Raw genomic sequence first — 24,836 nt, 5'->3', positions numbered from 1 at the left:
TGGGAACAGAATTTGAATTAAATTCATGTCCTTCCTTGTGGTAACGAGAACTATGACTGAGAAGACTGAATACAAGTTCTTTTTCATCTTAGTCATCGACTACCAATATATAACAAAATCCTGAGACAAAATTTAGTGTCTCAGGATTTTGTTATATATTATTTAATTAAAAAATTTCATTTCGTTTCCATTCATTTCTATTACTTTTTTTAAATAACCGTCATGCTGCATTAATTCTTGATATGAATCATTTTCTATTATTTCTCCGTCATTCATGACTATAATTTTATTAAATCTTGGAAGTATTTCTAAATCATGTGTAGCTATGATGAGTGTTTGGGATAAGGATTCAATCAAATTTATAATTTTTTGGGTATTATTAATATCTAGTGCTGTAGTAGGTTCATCTAATATCCAAAAACCGGCCGAAGGTCTTAATAGCAATCTCGCTAAACTTAGACGTTGAGCTTCCCCACCTGATAAATTATGACCGTCTAACGTAACTATACTATCTAAATTTAAATATTCTAATCCAACATCTTCGAGAACCTTTTTGAGGTTATCATCTGATTGCTCAGAAAATAAATTATCACGAATTGAACCATCAAAAATATATTGAGATTGAAGCATTGCATTAAATGTTTGATATTTATCATTGTCATTGATACTGTTCATATCCTTACCATTTAATCTCACTTCTCCCTCTTCTATTTGATATAGCCCAAGTAATACATGAAGCAAAGTACTTTTACCTGATCCTGAAGGACCAATGATTGCCACCTTATCACCATATTCAATGGTTAGATTAATCTGTTTTAAAGTAGAATGATGTTGATGTTCATATTTAAATGTGACATTTTTAATTTCTAATAAAAGATTTTGCGAACGCTTTAAGTTTGTATGTTCTGAAGGAATTTTATACTTAGGTACAATAACCTCTTGTATCTCTTCAAGTGCCAGGTCTGTATCTGCTTTATAATATGCCACATTGCTCATAGGTACTGCTTGTTCAAATAAAGTTAATATCATCAATATAATACTTGTAATATAAATAGCATTGAGCTGACCATCATGAATCTGTTGCGCACCTAACACTAAACACATAAATATTGAGAACATCGCTATTAAGTTTAACAAGTAGTCATAAATAGAAAGAAATCGGCGTTCCTTAAGTTGCATATCATCAAATTGTCGTAAAGACTGGGAAACTGTATTTTTGAAGTCATCGCTGCGATTGAAACGTTTTAATTCTTCATGACCTTCTTTATAATCATAATATCTTTTAAGAAATGTTTTTTGCGTTTGGGTCACTTGTTGCTTTAATTTACGTGCTTTCTTAGCACTTAACCAAGGAACAATCCATAAAGTTAATAACATACTTAAAGTAATCACTAATGCATGTAGTGGAGATAAAAACAACATAGTTATTACTGAAACAATTGCAGTTAATCCGATTACAATCGGTGGGTAATATACTCTCAGATATATGTTTTGTAAAGCTTCTACACGGCTTATCATTTTTGTAATAAGATCACTTGAATTAAATCTTCTATAGATATCTGGAACGACTGGATATAGCATTTTTAAAAATTGAACTCGTACATTACGTAACATTGTAAATGTCGTCTTGTGTGAAAGTAATCTTTCTATATAGCGTGTAATTGCTCTTAAAAAACCAAACAATTTAACAGATACAACTAAAATCATTAATGCATAAAGTGGCGCACCTAGCGCACTTTGAGTAATCATATAACCACTTAAAAAGAACATTGCTAATGTTACAATTCCGCTTAAAACACCTACCATGATAGCGCATATTAAATCTCTATCTATACTAAAATGAATATGTGATTTCATTGATCTATCTTCACCTCACTACGCGTAACAGAAATTATCGAATCATCTTTTATAAGATGACCACTTTCGATATATATACGCCGTGCTGAACTTCGAATGGTTGAATCACGGTGTGCAATAATAAACACTGTCGTTGTAGAAAAATGATGCTCTAATACTTGTTGTATGACCTTTTCAGTTTCAATATCTAATCCTATCGCTGGTTCATCAAAAATTACAATATCTGGTTTCAATAATAATAAACGACTTAACTCAATACGTCTCATTTGTCCACCTGATAACATTTCCCCACCTTCACCAATAGAAGTATAGATACCATATTTTAATGAAAGTACTTTCTCTTTTAACCCCACTTCATCAAGCACTTGAATCACTTGCTCATCACATATCTCATCATCATACATTGCAATATTATTTTTGATAGAATCTGCAAATATATGTGGGCGCTGACTTAGAAATCCGATATTTAATGATGCTTGGTTAAATGAAAGTGTTCCATGTGTGGGTGTTACTGATTGACTAAGCAACTTAGCTAAAGTGGATTTCCCTGCACCACTCGGTCCCACAATAGCGACCTTTTCTCCTTTATTTACCGAAAAAGAAATGTTTTTCAAAGCCATATGATTACTATTAGCGTATTGAAAATCAACATGCTTAATTAAAACTTGTTCAAACTGTTGCTCATCCACTTTTAATGTAGGAGAATCAGCTTTATCTTCAGATTCTAAAAATAAAAACACCACATCGCTAGCACCTTCACTTTGCTTACCTGTATGAAATGCTTGACCTAAATCTTTAATCGCATTATAAAATTCAGGAGCTAAAATAATCGCTATCGCTGCAGTCACAAAGTTGATATGGTTAAATACAACTAAGCTTAAAGCCGCTTCCAATGCGACCAATCCAATCCCTAACATACTTATGAACTCAAGCATAAGTCCTGATAAAAAGGCACTTTTCAAAATACGCATTGTTAAATCTCTAAAACGTGTACTGTCTTTATAAAGTTGTTGCTCAGATTGTTTCGTTTGATTTAAAAGTTTAAATGTAATAAGACCTTTAGCTGTATTTAAAAAACGTTGACTAAACTGGTTTAAATATGTCATTTGATCCTTTGACTCATCTCTTGTTTTAAGTCCAAAAATAACATAAAACAATGGAATAAAAGGTGCGGTAACTATCATAATAATAGCAGTAGGTAAATGAACAAAACACATGGTAATAATAATAACGATGGGAATCAACATTGATTTAAAGACTTGAGGTAAATAACTCTGAAAGAACGGACCGATACCATCAATACTTTCAGTTAAAATATTTATTTCTTCACCAATTGAACGGACACTTTTTTTCAAAATCACTTGTTCTCTAAGCATATGTTTTACTTTAAATGCCAAATGATCTCCTAAAAATTGAATCAGCATATTAAATGTTGCTCTTAAAATAAGAGAGATAAAAATAACTGATAACAATAATAATAAAGATTGTTGTTGATAATACAGTAAGTGATTTAAAAAGTGTGAAATTGAAATGTTTTGCGCAACGACCGTAAAAGATAAAAAAACGCTCATGATTAACATGAGTGTGGGGTATAATTTATAACTTAAAACCATTTTTGTTAGTTTTTTCACAATAATATCACCTACATATATTATAGAGTGTTTACAAAAAATTAAAATCAATTCGCTCACAGAATAATTCTAGTCACAACTTAATACATTTATAAGACTTTGGTCTAGTATTTAGATTGTAAACACCATCAATATGATTTTCTATGCTATGATAATATGGTATTTTGAGTACTAGTAATAAATTAATAGAGATAAGAAAGTGGGTAAAGTATGTTTTTACTTGAATTAATAAAAGGCATCATCTTAGGTATCGTAGAAGGACTTACCGAATTCGCCCCTGTTTCATCTACTGGGCACATGATACTTGTCGATGATATGTGGTTAAAGTCAACTAATTTTCTCGGTTCTCAATCAGCATTCACATTTAAAGTTGTTATACAGTTAGGTTCAGTATTTGCGGCCGCCTGGGTATTTAGAGAACGCTTCTTAGAAATTTTACATATTGGCCAACATAAACCTGAACCTTCCACTTCGGGAGACAGACGTTCAAAACCACGACGTCTGAATTTAATACATGTATTAGTAGGTATGGTCCCAGCAGGGATTTTAGGATTTTTATTTGATGATTTAATTGAAAAATACTTATTTAGTGTACCAACAGTCTTAATTGGTTTATTTATAGGTGCCATTTATATGATTATAGCTGATAAGTATTCTAAAACTGTTCAGCATCCTCAAACAGTAGATCAAATTAATTATTTCCAAGCATTTGTCATTGGTATCTCTCAAGCAATAGCTATGTGGCCTGGATTTAGTAGATCCGGTTCAACGATTTCAACAGGTGTTCTTATGAAATTGAATCATAAAGCTGCATCTGATTTCACTTTTATTATGTCGGTACCAATTATGTTAGCTGCAAGTGGATTATCTTTACTAAAACATTATGAGTATATTCATTTAGCACACATACCATTCTACATTTTAGGATTTTTAGCGGCATTTATTGTTGGATTAATTGCAATTAAAACATTCTTACACTTAATTAATAAAGTTAAGTTAGTACCTTTTGCTATTTATAGAATTGTCTTAGTTATTTTTATAGCAATCCTATACTTCGGATTCGGTATTGGCAAAGGAATTTAATAAAACGCACGTATGAAATACGTTAGTCTATTTCAATATTATAGAAATGATTGTATATCAACTTATCTTCAGTTTGTTTATCATCATTACGTATAAAATTGAAATATTGTAAGATGTTCCAGATTTTACTAGGTAATGAAAGTTACCAATCATTAAACTCTCGCCAGACAGGTGGGAGTTTTTTTATTAAACTTATATTTTCTTTATTATAAATAAAATGTGTTTTGTTGCTATAAAGGTTTTTAGTATGAATACTAAAATTATCGAAATTGTCTATGTTTTTTAATTTACTTCATAGATAGGCACTAACATTTCACACACTTTATCTGTTCCCTCTTCTTCAATGTATCTCTCTATAATTGGTTCATTTCTCATACGCAAATGACTTTCATTTAAAATATTTTCTAAATTGCTAAAGAACTTCTCTATATTTATTTTTGTATGACTAACTTTAAACACAGCATATATGCCACCTGTAAAATCTCTTTTAGATATTGTCTGATCATTTACTGTTTCATCTATTCTCAAAACAACGTCATATCTACATTGATTACTTTGAACGTGGAGAGGATTATCTAATGCTATACCTAACACACCGTATTTCTCAACATATTTCCAATAATGATTAGTCTGAATCCAATGCTTAAAAGTCTTCATCATTTCAAAGTTTTTATCACTTTGATAAGTACCTATCATTCTCATATAAACGACGCTACTGTCATCCAATTTTTCAATCTTATATTTCATATTATCGCCTCCACTGAGAAAGTAACCCGAGTTAAAATTTTTTTCAACATAAATTTTAAAATTTTGTTATACAATAAAGCGCTTTATGATGTTAATATGAAAATTTTATTTTCAACCATTCAACTAGTATCAATCGTTTATTTTCATGTATCATAGGGTATGAAAAAGAATAGTAAAAGTTATGGAGGCAACGTGTATGGACAAAAAGAAACTCATTAAAACACTTATCAATGTATTACCAATCGTTATCGTACCATTAGTAACTGAACGTAAGCGTATTAAAGAACATCCAGATGTACAGAAAGTAACTAATGCTACATCTAAAGCTACTTCAAAAACAACTTCTGCAATTTCAAATAAAGCTTCAGATGTCAAAGAGTACGTAGGAGATAAAAAGCAAGAATTTGATAATAAGCGTGAATTGAAGAAAATTGCGAAGGAAAATGATCCAGCCTACATTGAGAAAAAAGGCGAAAAATTAGCTAAACAAAATCGTAAAGAAGCAGACAAAATGGACAAAAAGCTTCAAAAGAATATTGAGAAACGTCATAAAGAAGAACAAAAACAACGTGAAGCTAATCAGAAACAACGTATTAAAGACATGAAAAAAACTCAAAAATACGAAGAGCAAGTTGGCTTAACTCCTGGTAAAATAGATCACGAAATTGAGAAAAAAGGCGAAAAACTAGAAAAAGATAATCGTAAAGATATTAAAAAATTAGATAAAAAGCTTCAAAAGAATATTGAAAAACGTCATAAAGAAGAACAAAAACAGCGTGAAGAAGCAGAGAAAGCTAGAAAAAAAGAATTTAAAAAATATGAAAATTACGTGGCTGACAGTGTCGTAAAACAACATAAGGAATCAAATCATTCTTAACCATGAAGACTAACGTAATTATAGATGGAGATGCTTGTCCTGTTGTTAATTCTGTCATTGAATTGACGAAAGGGACAGGCATTTTTGTTACAATTTTAAGAAGTTTTAGCCATTTTTCACAACAAATACAACCCGAACATGTAAAAATTGTATACGTTGATGACGGTCCCGATGCGGTAGACTATAAAATAGTCGAACTTGCTAGCAATAATGATATCGTCATCACACAAGATTATGGACTTGCTAGTCTACTGATAGACAAAGTACATACTGTCATGCATCATAAAGGAAATATTTATCACTCAAACAACATCCAAAGCTTATTAAATCAAAGATATCTAAATGCTCAAATAAGAAGACGAGGTGGTCGTCACAAAGGCCCTCCTCCCTTCACAACAGAGGATAGACTTAAATTCGAGCATGCTTTTAGAAAAATCATTAATCAAATATAGGAGGCATATTATGAAAAGAATTGCTGTTTATTGTGGTGCAAGTAAAGGGAAAAACCCATCTTATGTTAAAGAGGCATACGAATTAGGAAAATATATGGCTGAACAAGGATACGAGCTTGTATTCGGAGCAGGATCAGTCGGCATTATGGGAGCTATTCAAGATGGCATACTTGAGCATGGCGGTAAAGCTATCGGTGTCATGCCTAAAATGTTAGATGAACGAGAAATAACAAGCCAAAAAGTAAGTGAGCTTATATTAGTAGATTCTATGCATGAACGAAAAAATAAAATGACTGAACTTGCCGATGCTTTTATTATGGCTCCAGGCGGTGCTGGTTCATTAGAAGAATTTTTTGAAATGTATAGTTGGGCTCAAATTGGTATACACCAAAAGCCTATAGGTGTATTTAATTTAAATGGATTCTTTGAGCCACTACAACACTTAATCGACCATATGATTAAAGAAGGATTTATTGATGAGAAATATCAAAAGCTTGCACCTTTATATGATACTAAAGAATCACTCATCGAAGGACTTAAACATTACAAACCACTTGGTGTACGTACATACGATTAATAAAGTAAAAGGTAGAGAACCCACAAATGATTTCATCTAAAGAAACATTTGTGGGTATTTTTCAATAAAACTATTAAACTCTTTCATGTTTATTAAAATCTATCTTAAAATTAAGTATCAAATAAACATAATCATTTATTATTTAATAACTTTGTAGTTTATATTATTGACTTATTATTTTCAAGTTCTTTATTATATGGATTATCATTTCCAATTATACAAAAACTACAAATCCCCATCCGTGAAGGTGCTTTTATGAATCACAATTTCATTTGTACAAGAACTACTAACTTTCCTTTCAAGAAGGAAGTAGCTCTTTATAATATCTTACATGACGTTTAAGGGGATGGTATTTACTAAGATTCGGATATTCAAAATTGTCTAAAAAAGTCATTCCTAATTTTTCCATGACTTTTCTAGAAGGCAAATTATTTTCAGAAGTAAAACTATATAATTCTTTAATTCCTTTATCTCTAGCATATTTCATTACGGCTTCTGCCCCTTCTGTAGCTAGACCATTTCCCCATACTTCTGGAATTAGCCTCCAACCTATTTCATAAAACGGTAACTCTTTAAAAGGGTAATGGCTATCTTTTGAAACGTAATTCACACCTATAAACCCTAACCATTCTCCCGTCTCTTTCAACTCTACAGCAAATAAACCTAGGCCACTCTCTTGTATTATGCTATCCATATTTTCCATGTCTATCTCAGAACGACGATAACTAAGTAAACTAGGGAAGTATCTACGTACTTGCGCATTAGCATTCATTTTTTGAAAAGGTAATAAATCTTTGGTTTCCCAATCTCTTAAGTTTAAACGTTCAGTTTCAATATAAATAACCATCTTAAACACTCCATTTAATCGAAAATGCTTATTTTGCCTATATTTTAATATAAAATTAACGCGTTATGAAGTTTTTAACTCTACTCATATCGCGTTATTTAAACATATATTCTTTTTTATATTTATTAGTTTTTAGAAATATAACTAATCAACTTAATGTGTACCGGTATTTCTTTCAAACGATCACTTTGATTTTTAGGTGCAACAAATGTTGCATCAATAAAATCATTTTGATGATTAAGGTGGTATGTTGCTACAAATGTATCTGTATCTGATTCAAAGTTAGGCAAATGTGCAATGACTCGTTTAATATCACTTGTTGTATCTTTAATAGTACGACCAGTTAGATTCTCTAACTCACGACCTAATTCTACTAATGTCATCTTTTTACCTTCTAGAATATTAAAATCTTGTTCATGCATCGTTCTTCTCTCCTCTTAAAGCTATCAACTATTCGCTATCTTCCAATCTAAATGTTTGTTAAACTCACTAATACCTATTCGCAACATATAATACCCTTCCCGTTTCGTATTTAAACGTTAGGAATAACTACCTATCGTTCTTGTCGATGATTATTTTTTCTATCATTCTGTGAGGGCTTCTGCTGTGTATGTGGTTTAGAGGATTGACTGTCATGTTCATCTTGATTGCTTTTTATTTTGTTAGTTTGATCATCATGATTAGCAGATGTCGATTGATTATCTGAAGACTTTTCTTTTGCATCATGATTATCTTTATTTTTCTTATCTCGGGATGTGCTTTTAGCAGGCAAGTCATTTACATCTTCTTGGAGACTATCCTGTTTGTGTTTAAGCTTATCCTTTTGCTCTTGTAACTTTTTCTTCTGTTTTTTTAAATCCTTATTTTCTTTTTTCAACTGATCAATGCTTTTTTCTAAAGAAGCTTTTTCGTTACTTTTACCACATGCAGTTAACACCAATGTTGTAATTAATAGTAAGGTTAACCATTTTCTCATGATAGACTCCTTTGTAGTTACTTATCGATACTCTTTATTTTAACATGGTTTTTTGATTTAATCATTTTTTAACATAAAATATCATTTCATTACATTTAATTTCACAAAGTAACATATATATTTAATGGTAAATTATTTACTCTTTATTTATAAAAGTTTTACTTTTATTAAAGTTATCTTTTTAGTTATGATATCATTCGCGCTATTTTATCAAAATTAAACGACGTTTGTGTGAAATAGAAAAAAGATTTACAATTCCTATAATTTTGTCTAATAGCCCTTTTGAACTTGTATAAGAGTAATGATATACATGTGATAATTATGATATGATTGTGTTTATCATACTAATCATCATGTTTTTAAATGATACTTTAACTTAGTTATCCTTTTTAAAGTAGTATTTATTTATGAATTTAAAATTTAAGGGAGTATTTTATTATGAAATCCACTGCGCAATTAACAAAGGAGAATAATGTCAAAGCTTTGCGACTGAACAATACCGATCGTGAAATATTTGAAAATTACATGACATATGTGCGTGCTGACTTACGAGTTAACCCTCACGATTCAGAATTAATGTTAAACCGTACTTTGAAACACTTAATTCGTGCAGGTGATACTGGAATGCTTGCGATGGAGTTTTTCAACCATGATCCTAAAGCACATGCTAAAAAAGAGATAAGGGAACTCCCAAATGAAACATTTAAAAACATTTTTAAATATATAAGTCATAACTTCATTCTTTTAATAGGTATTTTTTGTTTTCTCAAAGGATTGATTGGCTTTTTTATAGGGGGCGATAGTAATTTACTATATTTATATACGTTTCCCCTAACTGTCATTATTGGTTTAGTAATTATATTTTTATTTATTTGGATGAACTTTAAAACGGTACAATTACAGTGCTTTAACAACTCTTATTGGACCTGGTGGCTCACCTATGGTGTCATCGCATTATTATTAATCACTCTTTTTTATGTTTTTTTTATACCGCAATCATTTTTAGCGTTTGGACCATATATTAAAGTTAGTAATTGGACTTTCATCATTATTGCGATAATAATCATCCCTATTTCATTTTATGTGAATCATCACTTTTATAATAAAGAAGCAAATACACGCATATAAAAAGACTTACACTCAAAACGTTTATTTTGAGTGCAAGTCTTTATTTTATCTCAATTTAATTTATTAGAAAGACATCTAAAAAGAACCAAATAACCATTACAATCATTATTAGACCTTGAGCAATTGTACTCGCTAAAAATGCAATCACTGAGCCAAAACTCACCTTTATAGCTTGTTGAAAGTTAAACCCTTGAACCAATTCAACAATGAACACAGCAACAAAAGGAATAATGATAATACCAAAGGGAGGAAAAACGAAACAACCTACAATCACACCTATGAGCGCTGTGTATTCACCTATTTTACTTCCTCCAAAGCGATTGACGAAATATTTATTCATCACAAAATCGGCTACTAATATCATAATGGTAAAGATAATCATTGCAACATAAAAAATCCACGATAATCTTCCCTCATGAAAACCAAATTGATAAATTAAAAAACCAATCCATAACATTAAAAGTGATGGTATCACCGGTTTAATTAAACCAATAAATGCTAACGCAAAGGCTATAATAATTAAAATCCATAATATCGCTGTCATCTCTATCTACTCCACATCTTCTATTGTAATTTTTTGATCTTTCGTAAACAAGATGAGTATCATCCCTACGAAGATAGAACTTGCTGAGACAAAGAATACATTTTCCAAACCAACCCAATGACTCATCACACCACCTAGCAAATTACCACCAAGTTGTCCTATTACCATGGCATTGGCAAAAAGTGTTGATGCATAACCTGGAAAATCAGGAAGAATATCTTGAAAATAACTAATCCCAAGACCTAGTAATATTGCTAGAAAGATGGCTAAACATATTTGTCCAACAAGCATCATATGAAAATTTTTAAATACACCAATACTAAAGTAAAATGCGCCACCAAATACAGAACCAATTATCAATAAAGTTCGAGTTGGCAATTTAGCTGATAATATACCTAATATAACCATAAACGGCACTTCTAAACCTGCACATAAACTTGCTAAATAGCCTACATATCTTTCCTTTTCATTTAAATAATCTGTCACAAAAAGTGGCATATTCATCGTATACATCCATTGCCCAATATGAAGTAATATAAACGCTATAAATGGAATAAATAATGATTTATCTTTAAACATATTTGGTGCGATTTTCTCAATATGCTGTTGTTCAGAAATTTGATTTTTTACCGGTAAATTTTTATAAAAAAACACTTGTAAAATTAAAGTAAATAAAATAATAGCTATTGTGCCACCAAATAATCCAGAATAACCTTTTAACTCAATAAGTTGTGCACCTATAAATGGCCCAAATAAAAAACCAAGTGAAAACATTGAACGTAAAACAGTATTAGCAAACTTAGCACGATCACGTGAACTTGAAGCATTGATTGATTCTCTGGCAGAGGCATACAATTGTGGCATTGCTGGTGCAAATAATCCTTGAAACAACGCATATAACACGATGAATAACCATATTTGATGAACGTAGAAATAAATTGAGAAGCTCACTGCCCCCATAAACAAAGCAGTGATGATTAGAATCTTTCTATTAAGATGATGTGTATCAGAAAATCTTGCAATAATGGAATTGACTATAAACTGACTTATCGCAGCAAGTGCAAGTAGCAGTCCATATTGTGTTGTCGTCATCCCCAAATCTTTTGTAGCAAATAAAATTAAATAAGGTACAGTCACTGCTATTCCCATACCTAGTAACAACATATTGACCACAAACAATTTATAATTCTTTATTTGCAATAATGCTGTAAACATCTTCTCGACCTCTATCCTATTTTTAGATTGCAGTTACACAACAGAATTAAGCCTCAATTATCTAATAAAGTTCAACATTAAATTTACGAATGCGTCTACTTGAGGAAGTTGTAGCATACTTGCGTCATAACTCATGTATGTTGACCGAATAAGTGGCTTTTTATCAATAGTGACTTTTTCAAATTCAAACATGTTCTTATCGATATTTTTCATCATAATTTTTGGTAGTATAGTTACCCCTACACCACTAAGCAACATTTCTTTACATGTGGCAACTTGATCAACTGTGATTGTCGCGTGATAATCATGTCCCAAATGATCGTTATACCATTGTTTAATTTGGTTAATATAAATTGGATCCGCTTGAAATTCAATAAAAGGCAGTTTAGTTACATCTTCCTTACGATCCTTAGGATATATAAAATAATGTTCATCATTAAATAAATGTGTATTCGATAAATTCATTACTTTATTTCCACGTGTAATCATCACATGGTAGTCTCGATGATGCGCTTTTATTTGTTCAGTAGATCCTACTTGAACCTGTATCTCCACATTGGGAAATTGCGAATTATAAAGACTTAATACTTCAGGAAGCAATGTTTGTCCAATAAGCGAAGAGCAACCGATTGAAATTGTACCGTTCACTTCACCAATATGTGCTTGTATTTTATCAAAAAATAAACGTTCACGTTTGAGCATATCACGCGCATGTTCAATAATCATTGAACCTTCAGTCGTAGTAATGAGCTGTTTTTTTGTACGAATAAAAATCTCAACTCCAAATGCAGCCTCAATTGCCTTTAAACGTTGAGTAACTGCAGGTTGAGAAATATATAGAATTTCTGCTGCTTTGCGTAAAGTTTTTGTCTCATCTAAAGTAATGAGCAAACGATAATCATCTATTTTCATAGCGTCCCCCTACATATGTTTTTACTTTAATCTTAGTGAAACGACATAACTTACCATCAGCGATAAATTGATTAAAATTGTTAATGTCGTCGGTGTGATTTCTTTTTAGCTTTATAGGGACGTTTATGTTTCATTTTCTGTGCTTTATGATTGATTTTATGATAACAACGCATAACCTTATCTTGTATTTCTGAAAAATTATCTTCTATTTCAATCATTAATTGATGGGCGATAATATATGCCTCATGATATTGCTTCTTTGAAATTTGTTTATTTTGTAGTGCGTACATTAAATCATCTTCATCTACAAGTTCATACTCACCATTAGGTAGAACGAGAACGTCTAAACATAAATCGATGGTACGTGCATTTCCTTTTTGAGTAATGTTCTTTATATTAATGTCAAAGTAGTATTCTAATGGATTCCCTTTATTATCAAACATGACAGTCATACTATACCGCTTCTTATCCGGTAGTATCTGTAACCATTTATAATTGTCATCTGCAACTATTATGTTTTGTCCAACTACCGTCACCTCTAAAGGCTCACGAACCTTTTTCATCGTGACCAAGCCTATAATACCTTTAAATCTATTATTATTAACTTTAACCTCTGTATATTCTCTCTCTACCAGGCGACGCCAGTGACGTTTGTCTATATATTTTACTTTCACAGTCACCAACTCCTTGCTTTTATTATATTAAACTAGGATGTCAATGTCATCTTAAGTCTCAGATAAATACTGTTTACATAAATGTTCTTATTAAATCATTAAGACTATTTTACTATAAATTGATTTATTTTACTTAAAATAGATAGAAATACTAGGTTTTAACACATAAATATTGAAATTTAAAAATGTGAACATAAAAATAAGCAACGAGTGACAGAGTCATAAACACTGTTGCTCGTTGCTTGATAAAATACCAATTTTATTAATGGTAAAACAATCATTAAAATTCTATTGCGCTTGATGTTGTTTTTTCTTAATAGTTAAATACTTTAATCCTAATGCAAATAAACCATAACCTAAAATGCCTTGCATTAATGTTTTGCATAAAGATTTATTCGTTGTTAAGCGATTAGAAATAAATGTGCTTACTAAATATAGAAAAAACACTTTAACATATCTTGGATTCATTTTCATTATATTACCTTCTTTAAAACTATACTTGAACACTTAAACGAGGAATAAATGTTTCAAAATGAACATGATTCATATCATAATTTAATTCTTTAAGAGAATTTATAATTGAATGTAAGAATTTCGTACCACCACAAATATAAATTTCAGGCTGTTCACTTAAATATTGTTCTAATTCTTTAGCTTCTAAATAACCTTCTTTATCTTTCACGTGTAAATGTAGCTGTGCTTGCTCATAATTATCTGTAATGCTATCAAGTTTTTGAGCAAATGGTCGTTCATCTTCTGTCACAACCGCTTGAATCATTTGAGTTGGAACGTTTAATGATGCAGCTTTTTTAAACATTGAAACTAATGGTGTCATACCTACGCCAGAACCAATAAACAATTGCGGTCTTTCAGTATTTTCTATTGAAAAGCCACCTACAGGAGCAGATAAATTAATCATGTCACCTTCTGATATTTCATCATGTAAAATTGTTGAAACTTCACCTTCATGTTCAGTAGTCACATCACGTTTGACACCAAATACTAAGTGATTTTCATCTCCATCTATGATTGAATAATGACGTTTAGCTCTATATGGTAACTTTTCACTAGAAACATCTACGGTAATGTATTGACCTGGTTCGAATTGACTTAAATCATATTCTTCAGATTCAACTGTGAAAGATTTGATGTCACTTGTTTCTTGTGTAATGTTTGTGATTTTAAATGGTTTAAAACCTTTCCATAACATATGGTTGTAAATTTCTTGCTCTAATTTGATAAATACATCTGCAATTTCTCCATACGCTTTTGCCCATGTTTGAATTACTGGGTCGTCACTTTCTAACCCTGTCACATCTTGAATTGCAGCAAGTAAATTTTCACCTACAATTGGATAATGTTCGGGATAAACTTGTAAAGCACAGTGCTTATGTGCCACAGGCATAATTGCTGGCTTAATTGCACCTAAATTATTAATATTCATTGCTGCAGCTAGTACTGCTTGTGCTAATGCAGCAGATTGCATACCTTTCTTTTGGTTTGTTTGGTTAAACATGTTTAATAATTCTGGGTTAGCCTCAAACATCTTAGGATAAAAAATTGAAGTAATCTCAGTTCCTTTATCTTGTAATAATGGTACAGTTTGTTTGATAATATCTTGCTCTTTTTCAGTTAGCATAATTCATTCCTCCCTCTTTTCTAATTATGATAGCTATTATCCTATATTTCAAAGGATAAATTTATGAATTGCAACCTTTTTATTATTATTTGAATATTTTATGAAGTTTATCTTTATGATTGATTCAATTTTTTACTTTTCATTTATACTAAATATTAAGGAGGAATTTTTATGATTACAAAAGAAGATATTGTTGCAGATGTTGTAACAGATTATCCTAAAAGTGCAGATATATTTAGAAATGCTGGAATAGATTTTTGTTGTGGCGGACAAGAGAGTATCGCTTCAGCTGTCAATCATAAACCAAATATTGACTTAAATTCCTTATTAAATAAGTTGAATCATATTGATAATACAGAAGGTAACAGTACCATTAATCCTAAATTTTTAAATGTTGAATCTCTTATACAATATATACAATCAGCTTATCACGAAACGCTTAAAGAAGAATTTAAGAATCTTACACCTTACATGACTAAATTGGCAAAAGTACATGGTCCTAGTCACCCATACTTATTAAAATTACAAGACTTATATCGCGAGTTTCGTGATAGTATGTTGGATCATATACGTAAAGAAGATGAGGAAGATTTTCCTAAACTCATTCAATATAGTCAAGGACAAGATGTACAAAACATTAAAATCATATTAGAAGATTTAATTAATGACCACGAAGATACTGGGCAATTATTAAATGTTATGAATCAACTAACCTCTGATTATCAAACCCCAGAAGAAGCATGTGGAACATGGAAGCTTGTTTACCAAAGATTACAAAATATCGAACGTCAAACACACCAACATGTACATCTTGAAAACCATGTGTTATTTAAAAAGGTAAGTTAATTAAATAAAACTTAGGCTTCATTTAATTAACTGAGTGCACGTGTCAAATTTCAAATTGAATTCGTTGCCCCACGTCCTGAATCCCGAACCCCAACCTGCTTTGCCTGTTGAATTTCTCGGTGAAATTCTCTATGTTGTGTTCTAAAAAATTTGAAATAGTCGTATATTAATTTAGTTATCGACTGTCAATATATCAAAAAACCTGAGACTATTACCGATGTCTCAGGTTCTTATACTTATTATATATTCTATTAATCTTCTTGAGATATAGCTAATCTTTTTATTATGCTTTCATATTGTGGATATTGACGAATCAAATATTCTTGTGTTAAAAGTTCAAAATGCTCGTATTCAAATCCAGGTTGACACATACATCCAACTAGACTATATCCCTCTGCACTATCTAAAGTAGAAGCAAAAATTGTCCCTTTTGGCACACAATATTGTAAACACTCACCACAATCTATATCTCTACCTAATTTAACAGTATGATATTCACCTTTAGGGGTTATCATATGAATCTTCAACGTCTGACCAGCATGATAATACCATACTTCATCTGCATCTATTCTATGAAAATGTGATATATCGCGCTGTGTTAATAGAAAATAAATACTGCTAAAAGACGCTCTTCCTTTACCGTCGCCTCTCATTGTTTCTTTAAAATATCCGCCTTCAGGATGCGAAATTAATTCCAACCGGTCTATCCAATCATTAGCAGTCATCATTATTTTAAATCTACATTATGGAAAACATTTTGAACATCTTCCAAGTCTTCAAGTGCATCGATTAATTTTTCAAAAATAGCTTGATCCTCTTCAGACAACTCAATATCAGTTTGAGGTAACATTTCAAACTCTGCTACTTTAAATTCCTCAACGCCAGCTTCACGTAATGCATCCTGAACTTGTGCAAATTGATCTGGTTCTGCGTAAACAATAGTCAAGCCATTGTCATCAATTACATCTCTTACATCAATATCTTGCTCCATTAGTGTTTCTAAGACTTCATCTACAGATTTACCTTCTACACCAAAGGTTGCAGTATGGTCAAACATATAAGCTACTGAACCAGATACTCCCATATTTCCTCCATTCTTACCGAACGCAGCACGTACATCTGATGCTGTACGATTTACATTGTTTGTTAATGCGTCAACTATAAGCATTGAACCATTCGGACCAAAACCTTCATATCTTAAGTGATCGTAGTTTTCGTCACCAGCGCCTTTAGCCTTATCAATAGCTCTATCTATAATATGATTAGGTACTGAATATGTTTTTGCACGTTCTAATACTAATCTTAAAGTTTGATTTGACTCTGGATTAGGCTCACCAGACTTTGCAGCTACATATATTTCTTTACCAAATTTGGCATATATTCTACTAGTATTTTTATCTTTTTGGGCTTTTTTCTCTTTAATGTTGTTCCATTTACGTCCCATAATGTCATCTCACTTTCATCATCTATGTACCATATTATATATTTAGCTACCGTCTTTGTAAAATCTGTTAACATGTTACAAACATTGTTAAATCAATCATTATAGATACCTATTGTTCCTCAAAATACAATAAACATTTTTAATAAAAAAACTGTCATCAAAATAAAACTTTTGACGACAGCAAACTCATTTTATGTAGCTTGATTCATTTCGACACATCTCTATACATTTTGTATATCGATTAAAATGTCATTAATAACTTAAGAATTTTTCAACATCTTCAAATAAAGCATCAAATTCACTCATATTATTTTCATCCATATATAGAAAAATTTTTCTTTCATCTCTATTCGATCTTACTTTATTTAACTTTTCTTTGTCTATCAATCTTCTAATAGACATCAAAATCTTAGTTCTACTAATATCTAACTCTCCTGTAGCCAGTTTTAGAAAAGTTTGCATAAGAATTCGCTCATCTAAGCAATATTTTTTAGCTAAATATAGTACAGCAAGATCGTTTAACGTCAACTTATATTTTTTATCTATATATCCAGATAATGCTTTATATTGTTTGTAAAATTCTAGTAATTTAATTAATTTCTGCTCATTCAAAATCTGCACCTCCAAATATAAGTAGACAACGCATATATCATTATCTTAAATATTTGGATAATTGTCTTTGACATTTGTTTTTAAACAATTGTCAAAATTACGAATAAACACAATTTAAGTTGTGCTACGCCTTTTATTTATTTTATCTTTTTTATATATTTCAACTAAATATACTGCATTATATTTCATTCTGATTTTCAATGGGCCCTTTTTAAAGTCATGTTCCATAATGTGCATGTATGGTCTAAAGTTCTCCTCAACTCTCATCAAGAACGGTGTAGACCAAACATATTTGTGACGTAAGTTTTGAGAAATCATATGATTAATATTGCCACCTTCATCATCAACTTTAGCAATCACACAAATATATTCATCTATTAACGCTTCATCTTCAAAGTTAATCCATATATCAACGTCTTTAAAGTCGCTCTCATTAGATTCACTTTCAATCACACGCCAATCATATAAGTAGAGATAATATTGATCAGCATTTTCAATAATATTATAGAATCGTTGTTCAATTTGGTTTTGATTAGTCATCCAACTCAAATGATTAAAAATCAGTCCAAACGTTGTTTTAAACCCATTCTCATCAAATAAATGTACAGCGTTAAAGACTTTAGGATTTGAAAATACATTTAATCCGTAGCCTTTAAAATGTTTTTTTAGTTTTGAAATCGTTTTAAATAGTAATGGAGCGCTATTACTTAAATCAATTTCATTATTATTCAGTAATTGATGATTATATAAATTTAGAAAAATTAAATTTTCACTACTAAAATCAAACTGCTTTAAATCATCTATTAAATGCTTAAATTGTAGAATATTTTTGAGTAATAAACCTTCCTCATTATCAAGTAAATAGGGTGACTTTAATCTAGCATTATCAATATAAAGATAGTCAAATTTTAAACGCTTTATTTGCGAAGCTAATGATTTAAATTGTGCAGTGTCATTAAACATGCAACTAATATCTAAACCTATTTTATATTCCAATTCGATGTTTTGTATCTTCAAGATATTACGATAAATTTCTCGAATACTTTTTTCGTTCAAATTAAATATAAATTGCACATTGTAATCTGAAACAGAACATTTATTCATAATTTTTAAGTTTTCATATTGATATGTAAAAAGTTGATTAAGTTCATATATTTGCTCGATTTTATCGATGCTAAATGCGACGTGCAAGCGATATTCAATAATAATTTTAATGATATCATTCATCTCTTCTTGAGAGAACAAATTCTTATATTGGCATAAGTTAGGCATAATACAAAAAATAATATTTGAACCTTCATACCCTATTTTTTTATGAATACCTTGCAAAAACAACATTTTAATTTCATCAATTGAATTAATTTGAACGACAGAATAAAACGTTGAAACATTAGAAATTGGATATTGGTCAATAACAATTTCATCATAATTATCTAACTCATTCGTTGGCATTTTAGAACATATTAATGATTGTACACATGATTTTAAGTGTTCTGAAACATCATCATCAGAACATCCATTGTACTTATCATATTTTTTCATTGCACGATATGCATTGGGCGTTACACTTAAATAATTTTTGAATTGTCTAGAATATGTAGATACATTACTAAATCCTAACGTTTCACTAATTTGGCTTATCGTTTTAGTTGTCGTAAGTAGCATCTCTATAGATTTACTAATTTTAAGTGTATCTATATATTTTTTAAATCCCATACCTAATAACAAATGAAACTGCGTAGAAAGGTTGGACTTAGAAACATATAATTTATTGGAAATATCTTTTAGAGTAAGTCTTTCTTCGATGTGATTATATATATAATTCAATTCATCCTTTAACTCACCATAATAATCATACATATATTGGTCTTCAGCAATTTTTTTGTCAATAATAGCCTCATTAGCAAGAATATGAACAATTTTATTGATAATATCTTGCTCTTTATCCACATCATTATCTAAAAAATTCAACGTAAGTTGAGCAACTAGTTCTTTAATTTCTTTCTTAGATTGTATTAAATCCGAAATATAATGGTAATTAAAAAAAGAATAGCCTAACTCTGTAAACCAATCACTAGAAATATATACTTCTAGTGTGATGCCATTGTCACTGATACTAAACACATCCATATTATTCACAATATATAACTCATCTGAGAGTATCCTTTCTTTCATAAATTGTTGAAAGTGCATACTCCCTTCGATAGGCCAAAATAATAAAATGCCGTCTTGACATCGTGTTGCCGTATATTCTTTTTTTGAAAGTATATGCAAACAAGAATTTGCCATATCTTTACCTCTTTCCCTCAGTCTTTTATGCCCATATCAATTCATGTAAATTTTCACAAGTATCAGAAAATAATCTAACACAATATAAAAATAAATCAAAAAGAAAAAGATATATTTAATCATTTTTTTATTTTTGTACTTCATCTTTTCTATTAGATATAAAAAAAGATGTGTCGTGTTGAGAGTTCAACATTAAATGAAAAACCCAGAAACTCTCTGATAGAGAAACACGATCACATCTTTTAATTCATTCATAATCTCTTTAGTTTTTAAAGCGATTTGCTAAACTAAGTATATCTTCGATGATATTTAATAAGTTGATAAACAAATTAAATCCCATTTCTCTTGGTGAGAATTGACCTCTTTTCATTCTATTAAAATCGTATAAAGTATAAAGGAGAAACAATAATAAGCTCACTATTGTAATGACAGTATGAAAAATTGGATTATTAATAAATATCCCTATAATCCCAGCTATAATTAGCGCAATTAATGTCACAAACAAATATTTTCCCATACTCGAAGCGTCTTTTATTAAAAAGTAACCTATAATACCAAAAGCTATAAATGCACCAATAGCAAGAATAATATTTTTATAGAATACTTCTGCTCCTAAATTTTGTAAGTAAGTCGTAAAAAGAGCATACGAAAGCAAACCTACAATAATAGCGTATATATGAGAGATCACTAATCCATATTTTCGCGCACGTTTAATAAACAACGTTGCTAATATCAGAATTAACAATCCTAGAGACAATGGTTTTCTCCATGACATAGGAAGATATTGTCCAAAATAACAACCAATCCCAAAAATCATCCAATAATACATAAAATATAACCAAACTTTTGCATAGGCATGTGTTTGGTTCTTATCTTGAGATTGTCTTTTATGATCAGTTGATTGGTGTGTCGATTGTGACATTATAATAACTCCTTTTCTATATTAAATAATTAGGTAATAAAAATTTTACAACACTATAAAGAATTACAAAAGTATTTAAGTTCATAAATTCTAAATATATAGAAGTTTTAGAAAACTCATTACATTGAACTTTACTTTATTACAATTTATCTAATAAATATTAAGAAAAGTAACGAAATATGTCTTATAAATAGCGATATATCAACTTTCTTTAATAAATGTTCAGAACAATACATTATTTTAACAATGTTACAAGATAATAACAAAGCCCACAAAGTCAAATATTTTTGTTAGTATGGGGTACGTAATAAAAAAACAAAAAGTTAATGTACAGAGACTTGTCGGGACAATTATCTAAATCATTAAACTTAAATCAATTAAATCTTTGTTATATTTAAGGAGGAGTTACTTTGAAAAAGTTAGCCTTTGCAATTACAGCCGCTTCAGGCGCAGCAGCAGTTCTATCACATCATGATGCTGAAGCTTCTACACAACATAAGGTTCAATCTGGAGAATCCTTATGGACTATTGCACAACAATACAATACTTCAGTAGAAAGCATTAAGCAGAATAATAATCTTAGCAACAATATGGTATTCCCAGGACAAGTTATTAATGTAGGTGGAAGTGCTTCACAAAATACTAGTTCAAACACTTCTTCAAGTTCAGCATCTTCACATACTGTAGTAGCAGGTGAATCATTAAACATCATAGCTAATAAATATGGTGTTTCAGTTGATGCATTAATGCAAGCAAATCATCTAAATGGTTATTTAATTATGCCTAACCAAATATTAACTATCCCTAATGGTGGTTCTGGTTCAGGATCAGGTGGTACAGCAACTCAAACTAGCGGTAATTATACTTCACCTTCATTCAACCATCAAAACTTATACACTGAAGGTCAATGCACATGGTATGTGTTCGACAAACGTTCACAAGCTGGTAAACCTATCAGTACTTACTGGTCTGATGCAAAATACTGGGCGTCAAATGCAGCGAATGATGGTTATCAAGTTGATAATACTCCATCTGTTGGTGCAATTATGCAAAGTACACCTGGACCATATGGTCATGTAGCATACGTTGAACGTATTAATGGTGATGGTAGTATTTTAATTTCAGAAATGAATTATGCAAATGGTCCATACAATATGAACTATCGTACTATCCCAGCTTCAGAAGTATCTTCATATGCATTTATCCACTAATCATTGATGATTAATGATTTTACTACAAGGTAATGGAATATACCTTGTAGTTTTTTATTTTAATAGAATGATTGAACCTCATTATTTTATATTTTAAGCAATTCAAATAAAAAGGCCACACAAAGTTGACTAAAAATGTCAGTCTTTGTGTGGCCTTTAGCTATATGTACTTACGTATTATACAAACCTTTTTTATTTTAAGAACAGATGAATAATAAAATAAATAATTGCTGCTAAAACAGCTGAGATAGGTAAAGTAATCACCCATGTTACAACCATACGTTGAGCAGTACTCCATTTAACACCTTTCGCACGATTTGAAGCACCTACACCTAGAATAGATGAAGACACAACGTGTGTAGTAGATAATGGGAAATGTAATGATGACGCTACGAAAATCGTTAATGCTGAAGAAATATCAGCGGCTGCACCGTTAGCAGGTCTAATTTTCATAATATTTCCGCCAACAGTTTTGATGATTTTCCAACCACCTACTGCTGTACCTAATCCCATAGCTGTTGCACACGCAACTTTAACCCATACTTGAGGTTCAACATTACTACCATCTTGTAAATTACCTACAATTAAAGCTAATGTGATAATACCCATAGATTTTTGAGCATCGTTTGTACCATGTGAGAATGATTGTAATGCTGCAGTAAAGATTTGGAAAAACCTAAAATTACGATTAGTACGTGTTAAATTTGAATTTTTAAAAACGATTTTAACAATCGTATACATCATATAACCTACACAAAAAGCTATAATTGGTGAAATGATTAATACGATAATAATTTTTGTAAAACCTTGATAGTGTAATACTGCAAACGAACCTTGCGATGCAATGGCTGCACCCGCTATAGATCCGATTAGTGCGTGAGAAGATGAACTTGGTATTCCATACAACCAAGTGATTAAATTCCAAATAATGGCAGCAATAATAGCTGCTAACACAACAACTAAACCATGTTGTAATTTGAATGGATCAACGATATCTTTTGTAATAGTTCCAGCAACACCTGTGAAGGTCAATGCCCCAATAAAGTTCATGACTGCTGCTAATAAAATAGCTCTTCTTGGTGTTAATGCTCGAGTAGAAACCGCAGTAGCTACAGCATTAGCTGTATCATGGAAACCATTGATAAAGTCAAATATTAATGAAAATATAACTATAGCTATCGTGACAATTAAAATATATGACATAAATAAAGACTCCCTTAGCTATTTTTCATGATTATAGTTTCAAAATTATTAGCAACAGCTTGACACTTATCTGCTATTTCTTCCATGCTTTGATAAATATCTTTTATTTTAATTAATGTGATTGGATCTGTTTCACTGTTGAAGATGTGTTTCATCGACTGTCTTAAGATACCGTCGCAATTTGTCTCAAATTCTTTAATATTAATAGAATGAATGCGCATGTGAGATAACTTTTTGTCTACAAGTAATCCTACAGCTAGCTTCATTTCGGCAACTGCTTTTTGTATGTTTTCTACAAATTCAGCCATGTACTCATCTGTATATTCAATTGAATACATTTCAAACATTGCTGATGTCTCTTCCATAGCATCTAGAACATCATCTATTGCATTGCATAAAGATAAGATATCTTCACGTTCAATTGGTGTAATGAATGTTTGGTTGAGATCAGAAATAACTTGATGCATAAGTTCGTCACCATGTGACTCATACGTTTTAATATTATCAGAATAAGCTTTCAAATCTAAGTGTGTATTGAAGTCCATTTTGCCGAATTCAATAGCTGCACGGTCTAGATTGAATACCATTTCTTCTAATTGAACCATGAACTTATCCTTTTTCTTACTAAACATTAAAAATCCTCCATTTTGAGCGATTGTCATCAATCACATTATTAAATTTTATTTGCGTAAGACAAGTGGTTGAGGAACTGATTTACAATTATTATAAAAAGTAACTAGCAATTCTTATATTGTAAAAATTGTGTAAATTTAATATATAGTAATCATTTATTGATGTTCGCCAACATCCAGTTTTGTCCCTACTTGAAAATATCACAAAATTTACATAACCACAATTCTATTTACAAATTCTTAACAAACTAGATATTAAATTTTTACATAAGTGTCTCATAATCTTATTAAAAATGATGAGCGATAAAATCATGGAAACACTTTTATCCACTCCAACTTTAAAATAACGATTTATTAAATCAATTTCAAATATTAATTGTAATTTTCATTCAATTTAATAAAGCGACACTTTAATCATTTGTTATTTTCAATGATTAAAATGTCGCTTAGTATTATCAATTGAGTTTTGAAAATATATTAAAATCTATAAATTAAATAACACAAATTCAATAAGTATA

Annotated in this window: 26 protein-coding genes; 7 read left to right on the top strand and 19 right to left on the bottom strand. The window is 30.5% G+C overall.

Features of this window, described 5'->3' with window-relative positions; all coding sequences use genetic code 11:
- Positions 1 to 162 precede the first annotated feature (162 nt).
- Together cydC and AC1Q7N_RS06360 are read right to left on the bottom strand one after the other, a co-directional pair.
- Positions 163 to 1,857, bottom strand: coding sequence for a thiol reductant ABC exporter subunit CydC (gene cydC, locus AC1Q7N_RS06365; protein ID WP_002502812.1), 1,695 nt, complete (start codon positions 1,855 to 1,857; stop codon positions 163 to 165).
- Positions 1,854 to 3,488, bottom strand: a complete 1,635-nt coding sequence (locus tag AC1Q7N_RS06360) for an ABC transporter ATP-binding protein/permease (RefSeq protein ID WP_049387475.1) — start codon at positions 3,486 to 3,488, stop codon at positions 1,854 to 1,856. The genes cydC and AC1Q7N_RS06360 overlap by 4 nt, the downstream gene beginning before the upstream one ends.
- 210 nt (positions 3,489 to 3,698) lie before the next feature.
- On the opposite strand from AC1Q7N_RS06360, the gene AC1Q7N_RS06355 reads away from it, so the two are divergent.
- Positions 3,699 to 4,571, top strand: coding sequence for an undecaprenyl-diphosphate phosphatase (locus AC1Q7N_RS06355; RefSeq protein WP_001832082.1), 873 nt, complete (start codon positions 3,699 to 3,701; stop codon positions 4,569 to 4,571).
- A gap of 282 nt (positions 4,572 to 4,853) precedes the next feature.
- Here AC1Q7N_RS06355 and AC1Q7N_RS06350 read toward each other — a convergent pair whose 3' ends face one another.
- Positions 4,854 to 5,318: a GyrI-like domain-containing protein gene (locus tag AC1Q7N_RS06350; RefSeq protein ID WP_001832179.1), complete on the bottom strand. Its 465-nt coding sequence runs from the start codon at positions 5,316 to 5,318 to the stop codon at positions 4,854 to 4,856.
- 196 nt (positions 5,319 to 5,514) lie between these two features.
- Between AC1Q7N_RS06350 and AC1Q7N_RS06345 the strand changes: the two genes are divergently transcribed.
- Genes AC1Q7N_RS06345 through AC1Q7N_RS06335 form a run of 3 tightly spaced genes read left to right on the top strand, consistent with a single transcriptional unit; the run spans position 5,515 to position 7,224 of the window.
- Complete coding sequence (locus AC1Q7N_RS06345) at positions 5,515 to 6,195, top strand: hypothetical protein (protein WP_001832119.1); 681 nt, start codon at positions 5,515 to 5,517, stop codon at positions 6,193 to 6,195.
- Positions 6,196 to 6,197: 2 nt separating this feature from the next.
- Positions 6,198 to 6,647, top strand: coding sequence for a YaiI/YqxD family protein (locus AC1Q7N_RS06340; RefSeq protein ID WP_002438849.1), 450 nt, complete (start codon positions 6,198 to 6,200; stop codon positions 6,645 to 6,647).
- Positions 6,648 to 6,657: 10 nt separating this feature from the next.
- Positions 6,658 to 7,224: an LOG family protein gene (locus AC1Q7N_RS06335; protein WP_001832158.1), complete on the top strand. Its 567-nt coding sequence runs from the start codon at positions 6,658 to 6,660 to the stop codon at positions 7,222 to 7,224.
- Between the two features lie 298 nt (positions 7,225 to 7,522).
- On the opposite strand, the gene AC1Q7N_RS06330 is transcribed toward AC1Q7N_RS06335, so the two are convergent.
- The 3 genes from AC1Q7N_RS06330 to AC1Q7N_RS06320 form a co-directional block, all read right to left on the bottom strand.
- The gene (locus AC1Q7N_RS06330; RefSeq protein WP_001832026.1) at positions 7,523 to 8,071 is read right to left on the bottom strand and encodes a GNAT family N-acetyltransferase; all 549 of its coding nucleotides are present in this window, start codon (positions 8,069 to 8,071) and stop codon (positions 7,523 to 7,525) included.
- Between the two features lie 125 nt (positions 8,072 to 8,196).
- Positions 8,197 to 8,493, bottom strand: a complete 297-nt coding sequence (locus tag AC1Q7N_RS06325; protein ID WP_001832178.1) for a hypothetical protein — start codon at positions 8,491 to 8,493, stop codon at positions 8,197 to 8,199.
- Positions 8,494 to 8,624: 131 nt separating this feature from the next.
- Positions 8,625 to 9,047: an SA0632 family lipoprotein gene (locus AC1Q7N_RS06320; RefSeq protein ID WP_001832142.1), complete on the bottom strand. Its 423-nt coding sequence runs from the start codon at positions 9,045 to 9,047 to the stop codon at positions 8,625 to 8,627.
- Positions 9,048 to 9,485: 438 nt separating this feature from the next.
- Here AC1Q7N_RS06320 and AC1Q7N_RS06315 point away from each other — a divergent pair, with 438 nt between their 5' ends.
- Positions 9,486 to 10,175: a DUF1129 family protein gene (locus tag AC1Q7N_RS06315; protein ID WP_001832056.1), complete on the top strand. Its 690-nt coding sequence runs from the start codon at positions 9,486 to 9,488 to the stop codon at positions 10,173 to 10,175.
- A gap of 55 nt (positions 10,176 to 10,230) precedes the next feature.
- Here the strand turns inward: AC1Q7N_RS06315 and AC1Q7N_RS06310 are convergent, their stop codons facing one another.
- The 6 genes from AC1Q7N_RS06310 to AC1Q7N_RS06285 all read right to left on the bottom strand — a co-directional run bounded on the left by AC1Q7N_RS06310 (position 10,231) and on the right by AC1Q7N_RS06285 (position 15,159).
- On the bottom strand, positions 10,231 to 10,719 hold the full coding sequence (locus AC1Q7N_RS06310) for a DUF456 domain-containing protein (RefSeq protein ID WP_001832028.1): 489 nt from the start codon (positions 10,717 to 10,719) through the stop codon (positions 10,231 to 10,233).
- A gap of 6 nt (positions 10,720 to 10,725) precedes the next feature.
- On the bottom strand, positions 10,726 to 11,934 hold the full coding sequence (locus AC1Q7N_RS06305) for a sugar efflux transporter (protein WP_001832093.1): 1,209 nt from the start codon (positions 11,932 to 11,934) through the stop codon (positions 10,726 to 10,728).
- Positions 11,935 to 11,991: 57 nt separating this feature from the next.
- The gene (locus AC1Q7N_RS06300) at positions 11,992 to 12,846 is read right to left on the bottom strand and encodes a LysR family transcriptional regulator (RefSeq protein WP_001832044.1); all 855 of its coding nucleotides are present in this window, start codon (positions 12,844 to 12,846) and stop codon (positions 11,992 to 11,994) included.
- 80 nt (positions 12,847 to 12,926) lie between these two features.
- Positions 12,927 to 13,520, bottom strand: coding sequence for a ribonuclease FAU-1 family protein (locus tag AC1Q7N_RS06295; protein ID WP_001832140.1), 594 nt, complete (start codon positions 13,518 to 13,520; stop codon positions 12,927 to 12,929).
- Positions 13,521 to 13,808: 288 nt separating this feature from the next.
- Positions 13,809 to 13,994 (bottom strand): hypothetical protein, encoded by a 186-nt coding sequence (locus tag AC1Q7N_RS06290; RefSeq protein ID WP_001832064.1) that lies wholly within the window; start codon positions 13,992 to 13,994, stop codon positions 13,809 to 13,811.
- Positions 13,995 to 14,013: 19 nt separating this feature from the next.
- A complete protein-coding gene (locus AC1Q7N_RS06285; protein ID WP_001832143.1) occupies positions 14,014 to 15,159 on the bottom strand; it encodes a globin domain-containing protein in 1,146 nt (381 codons plus the stop codon).
- Between the two features lie 171 nt (positions 15,160 to 15,330).
- Here AC1Q7N_RS06285 and scdA point away from each other — a divergent pair, with 171 nt between their 5' ends.
- Positions 15,331 to 16,005, top strand: coding sequence for an iron-sulfur cluster repair di-iron protein ScdA (gene scdA / locus AC1Q7N_RS06280; protein ID WP_001832101.1), 675 nt, complete (start codon positions 15,331 to 15,333; stop codon positions 16,003 to 16,005).
- Between the two features lie 251 nt (positions 16,006 to 16,256).
- Here scdA and AC1Q7N_RS06275 read toward each other — a convergent pair whose 3' ends face one another.
- The 5 genes from AC1Q7N_RS06275 to AC1Q7N_RS06255 form a co-directional block, all read right to left on the bottom strand.
- Positions 16,257 to 16,733 (bottom strand): cupin domain-containing protein, encoded by a 477-nt coding sequence (locus tag AC1Q7N_RS06275; RefSeq protein WP_001832058.1) that lies wholly within the window; start codon positions 16,731 to 16,733, stop codon positions 16,257 to 16,259.
- On the bottom strand, positions 16,733 to 17,449 hold the full coding sequence (locus tag AC1Q7N_RS06270) for a YebC/PmpR family DNA-binding transcriptional regulator (protein WP_001832120.1): 717 nt from the start codon (positions 17,447 to 17,449) through the stop codon (positions 16,733 to 16,735). Before AC1Q7N_RS06270 ends, AC1Q7N_RS06275 begins: the two co-directional genes overlap by 1 nt.
- 252 nt (positions 17,450 to 17,701) lie before the next feature.
- Positions 17,702 to 18,061, bottom strand: coding sequence for a transcriptional regulator, SarA/Rot family (locus AC1Q7N_RS06265; RefSeq protein WP_002455993.1), 360 nt, complete (start codon positions 18,059 to 18,061; stop codon positions 17,702 to 17,704).
- A 114-nt stretch (positions 18,062 to 18,175) separates the two neighbouring features.
- Positions 18,176 to 20,350 carry a helix-turn-helix transcriptional regulator gene (locus AC1Q7N_RS06260; protein WP_001832107.1) on the bottom strand — a complete coding sequence of 725 codons (2,175 nt, stop codon included), beginning with the start codon at positions 20,348 to 20,350 and terminating at the stop codon, positions 18,176 to 18,178.
- Positions 20,351 to 20,612: 262 nt separating this feature from the next.
- The gene (locus AC1Q7N_RS06255; RefSeq protein WP_001832176.1) at positions 20,613 to 21,272 is read right to left on the bottom strand and encodes a Bax inhibitor-1/YccA family protein; all 660 of its coding nucleotides are present in this window, start codon (positions 21,270 to 21,272) and stop codon (positions 20,613 to 20,615) included.
- Between the two features lie 410 nt (positions 21,273 to 21,682).
- Between AC1Q7N_RS06255 and AC1Q7N_RS06250 the strand changes: the two genes are divergently transcribed.
- Positions 21,683 to 22,483: a LysM peptidoglycan-binding domain-containing protein gene (locus AC1Q7N_RS06250; protein WP_001832086.1), complete on the top strand. Its 801-nt coding sequence runs from the start codon at positions 21,683 to 21,685 to the stop codon at positions 22,481 to 22,483.
- 192 nt (positions 22,484 to 22,675) lie between these two features.
- On the opposite strand, the gene AC1Q7N_RS06245 is transcribed toward AC1Q7N_RS06250, so the two are convergent.
- Positions 22,676 to 23,686, bottom strand: coding sequence for an inorganic phosphate transporter (locus AC1Q7N_RS06245; protein WP_001832181.1), 1,011 nt, complete (start codon positions 23,684 to 23,686; stop codon positions 22,676 to 22,678).
- Between the two features lie 14 nt (positions 23,687 to 23,700).
- Entirely contained in the window at positions 23,701 to 24,318 is a 618-nt protein-coding gene (locus AC1Q7N_RS06240) for a DUF47 domain-containing protein (protein ID WP_002457534.1), read from the bottom strand.
- Positions 24,319 to 24,836 lie beyond the last annotated feature (518 nt).

The organism is Staphylococcus sp. GW823-FHT05F06 (assembly GCF_058795495.1).
This window is presented reverse-complemented; position numbering and strand designations above follow the sequence as displayed.

What these genes read in the sequence shown, in the direction of transcription:
- cydC (WP_002502812.1), bottom strand. Translation starts at nt 1,857, where the DNA reads ATGAAATCACATATTCATTTTAGTATAGATAGAGATTTAATATGCGCT.
- AC1Q7N_RS06355 (WP_001832082.1), top strand. Translation starts at nt 3,699, where the DNA reads ATGTTTTTACTTGAATTAATAAAAGGCATCATCTTAGGTATCGTAGAA.
- AC1Q7N_RS06350 (WP_001832179.1), bottom strand. Translation starts at nt 5,318, where the DNA reads ATGAAATATAAGATTGAAAAATTGGATGACAGTAGCGTCGTTTATATG.
- AC1Q7N_RS06345 (WP_001832119.1), top strand. Translation starts at nt 5,515, where the DNA reads ATGGACAAAAAGAAACTCATTAAAACACTTATCAATGTATTACCAATC.
- AC1Q7N_RS06340 (WP_002438849.1), top strand. Translation starts at nt 6,198, where the DNA reads ATGAAGACTAACGTAATTATAGATGGAGATGCTTGTCCTGTTGTTAAT.
- AC1Q7N_RS06335 (WP_001832158.1), top strand. Translation starts at nt 6,658, where the DNA reads ATGAAAAGAATTGCTGTTTATTGTGGTGCAAGTAAAGGGAAAAACCCA.
- AC1Q7N_RS06330 (WP_001832026.1), bottom strand. Translation starts at nt 8,071, where the DNA reads ATGGTTATTTATATTGAAACTGAACGTTTAAACTTAAGAGATTGGGAA.
- AC1Q7N_RS06325 (WP_001832178.1), bottom strand. Translation starts at nt 8,493, where the DNA reads ATGCATGAACAAGATTTTAATATTCTAGAAGGTAAAAAGATGACATTA.
- AC1Q7N_RS06320 (WP_001832142.1), bottom strand. Translation starts at nt 9,047, where the DNA reads ATGAGAAAATGGTTAACCTTACTATTAATTACAACATTGGTGTTAACT.
- AC1Q7N_RS06315 (WP_001832056.1), top strand. Translation starts at nt 9,486, where the DNA reads ATGAAATCCACTGCGCAATTAACAAAGGAGAATAATGTCAAAGCTTTG.
- AC1Q7N_RS06310 (WP_001832028.1), bottom strand. Translation starts at nt 10,719, where the DNA reads ATGACAGCGATATTATGGATTTTAATTATTATAGCCTTTGCGTTAGCA.
- AC1Q7N_RS06305 (WP_001832093.1), bottom strand. Translation starts at nt 11,934, where the DNA reads ATGTTTACAGCATTATTGCAAATAAAGAATTATAAATTGTTTGTGGTC.
- AC1Q7N_RS06300 (WP_001832044.1), bottom strand. Translation starts at nt 12,846, where the DNA reads ATGAAAATAGATGATTATCGTTTGCTCATTACTTTAGATGAGACAAAA.
- AC1Q7N_RS06290 (WP_001832064.1), bottom strand. Translation starts at nt 13,994, where the DNA reads ATGAAAATGAATCCAAGATATGTTAAAGTGTTTTTTCTATATTTAGTA.
- AC1Q7N_RS06285 (WP_001832143.1), bottom strand. Translation starts at nt 15,159, where the DNA reads ATGCTAACTGAAAAAGAGCAAGATATTATCAAACAAACTGTACCATTA.
- scdA (WP_001832101.1), top strand. Translation starts at nt 15,331, where the DNA reads ATGATTACAAAAGAAGATATTGTTGCAGATGTTGTAACAGATTATCCT.
- AC1Q7N_RS06275 (WP_001832058.1), bottom strand. Translation starts at nt 16,733, where the DNA reads ATGATGACTGCTAATGATTGGATAGACCGGTTGGAATTAATTTCGCAT.
- AC1Q7N_RS06270 (WP_001832120.1), bottom strand. Translation starts at nt 17,449, where the DNA reads ATGGGACGTAAATGGAACAACATTAAAGAGAAAAAAGCCCAAAAAGAT.
- AC1Q7N_RS06260 (WP_001832107.1), bottom strand. Translation starts at nt 20,350, where the DNA reads ATGGCAAATTCTTGTTTGCATATACTTTCAAAAAAAGAATATACGGCA.
- AC1Q7N_RS06255 (WP_001832176.1), bottom strand. Translation starts at nt 21,272, where the DNA reads ATGTCACAATCGACACACCAATCAACTGATCATAAAAGACAATCTCAA.
- AC1Q7N_RS06245 (WP_001832181.1), bottom strand. Translation starts at nt 23,686, where the DNA reads ATGTCATATATTTTAATTGTCACGATAGCTATAGTTATATTTTCATTA.
- AC1Q7N_RS06240 (WP_002457534.1), bottom strand. Translation starts at nt 24,318, where the DNA reads ATGTTTAGTAAGAAAAAGGATAAGTTCATGGTTCAATTAGAAGAAATG.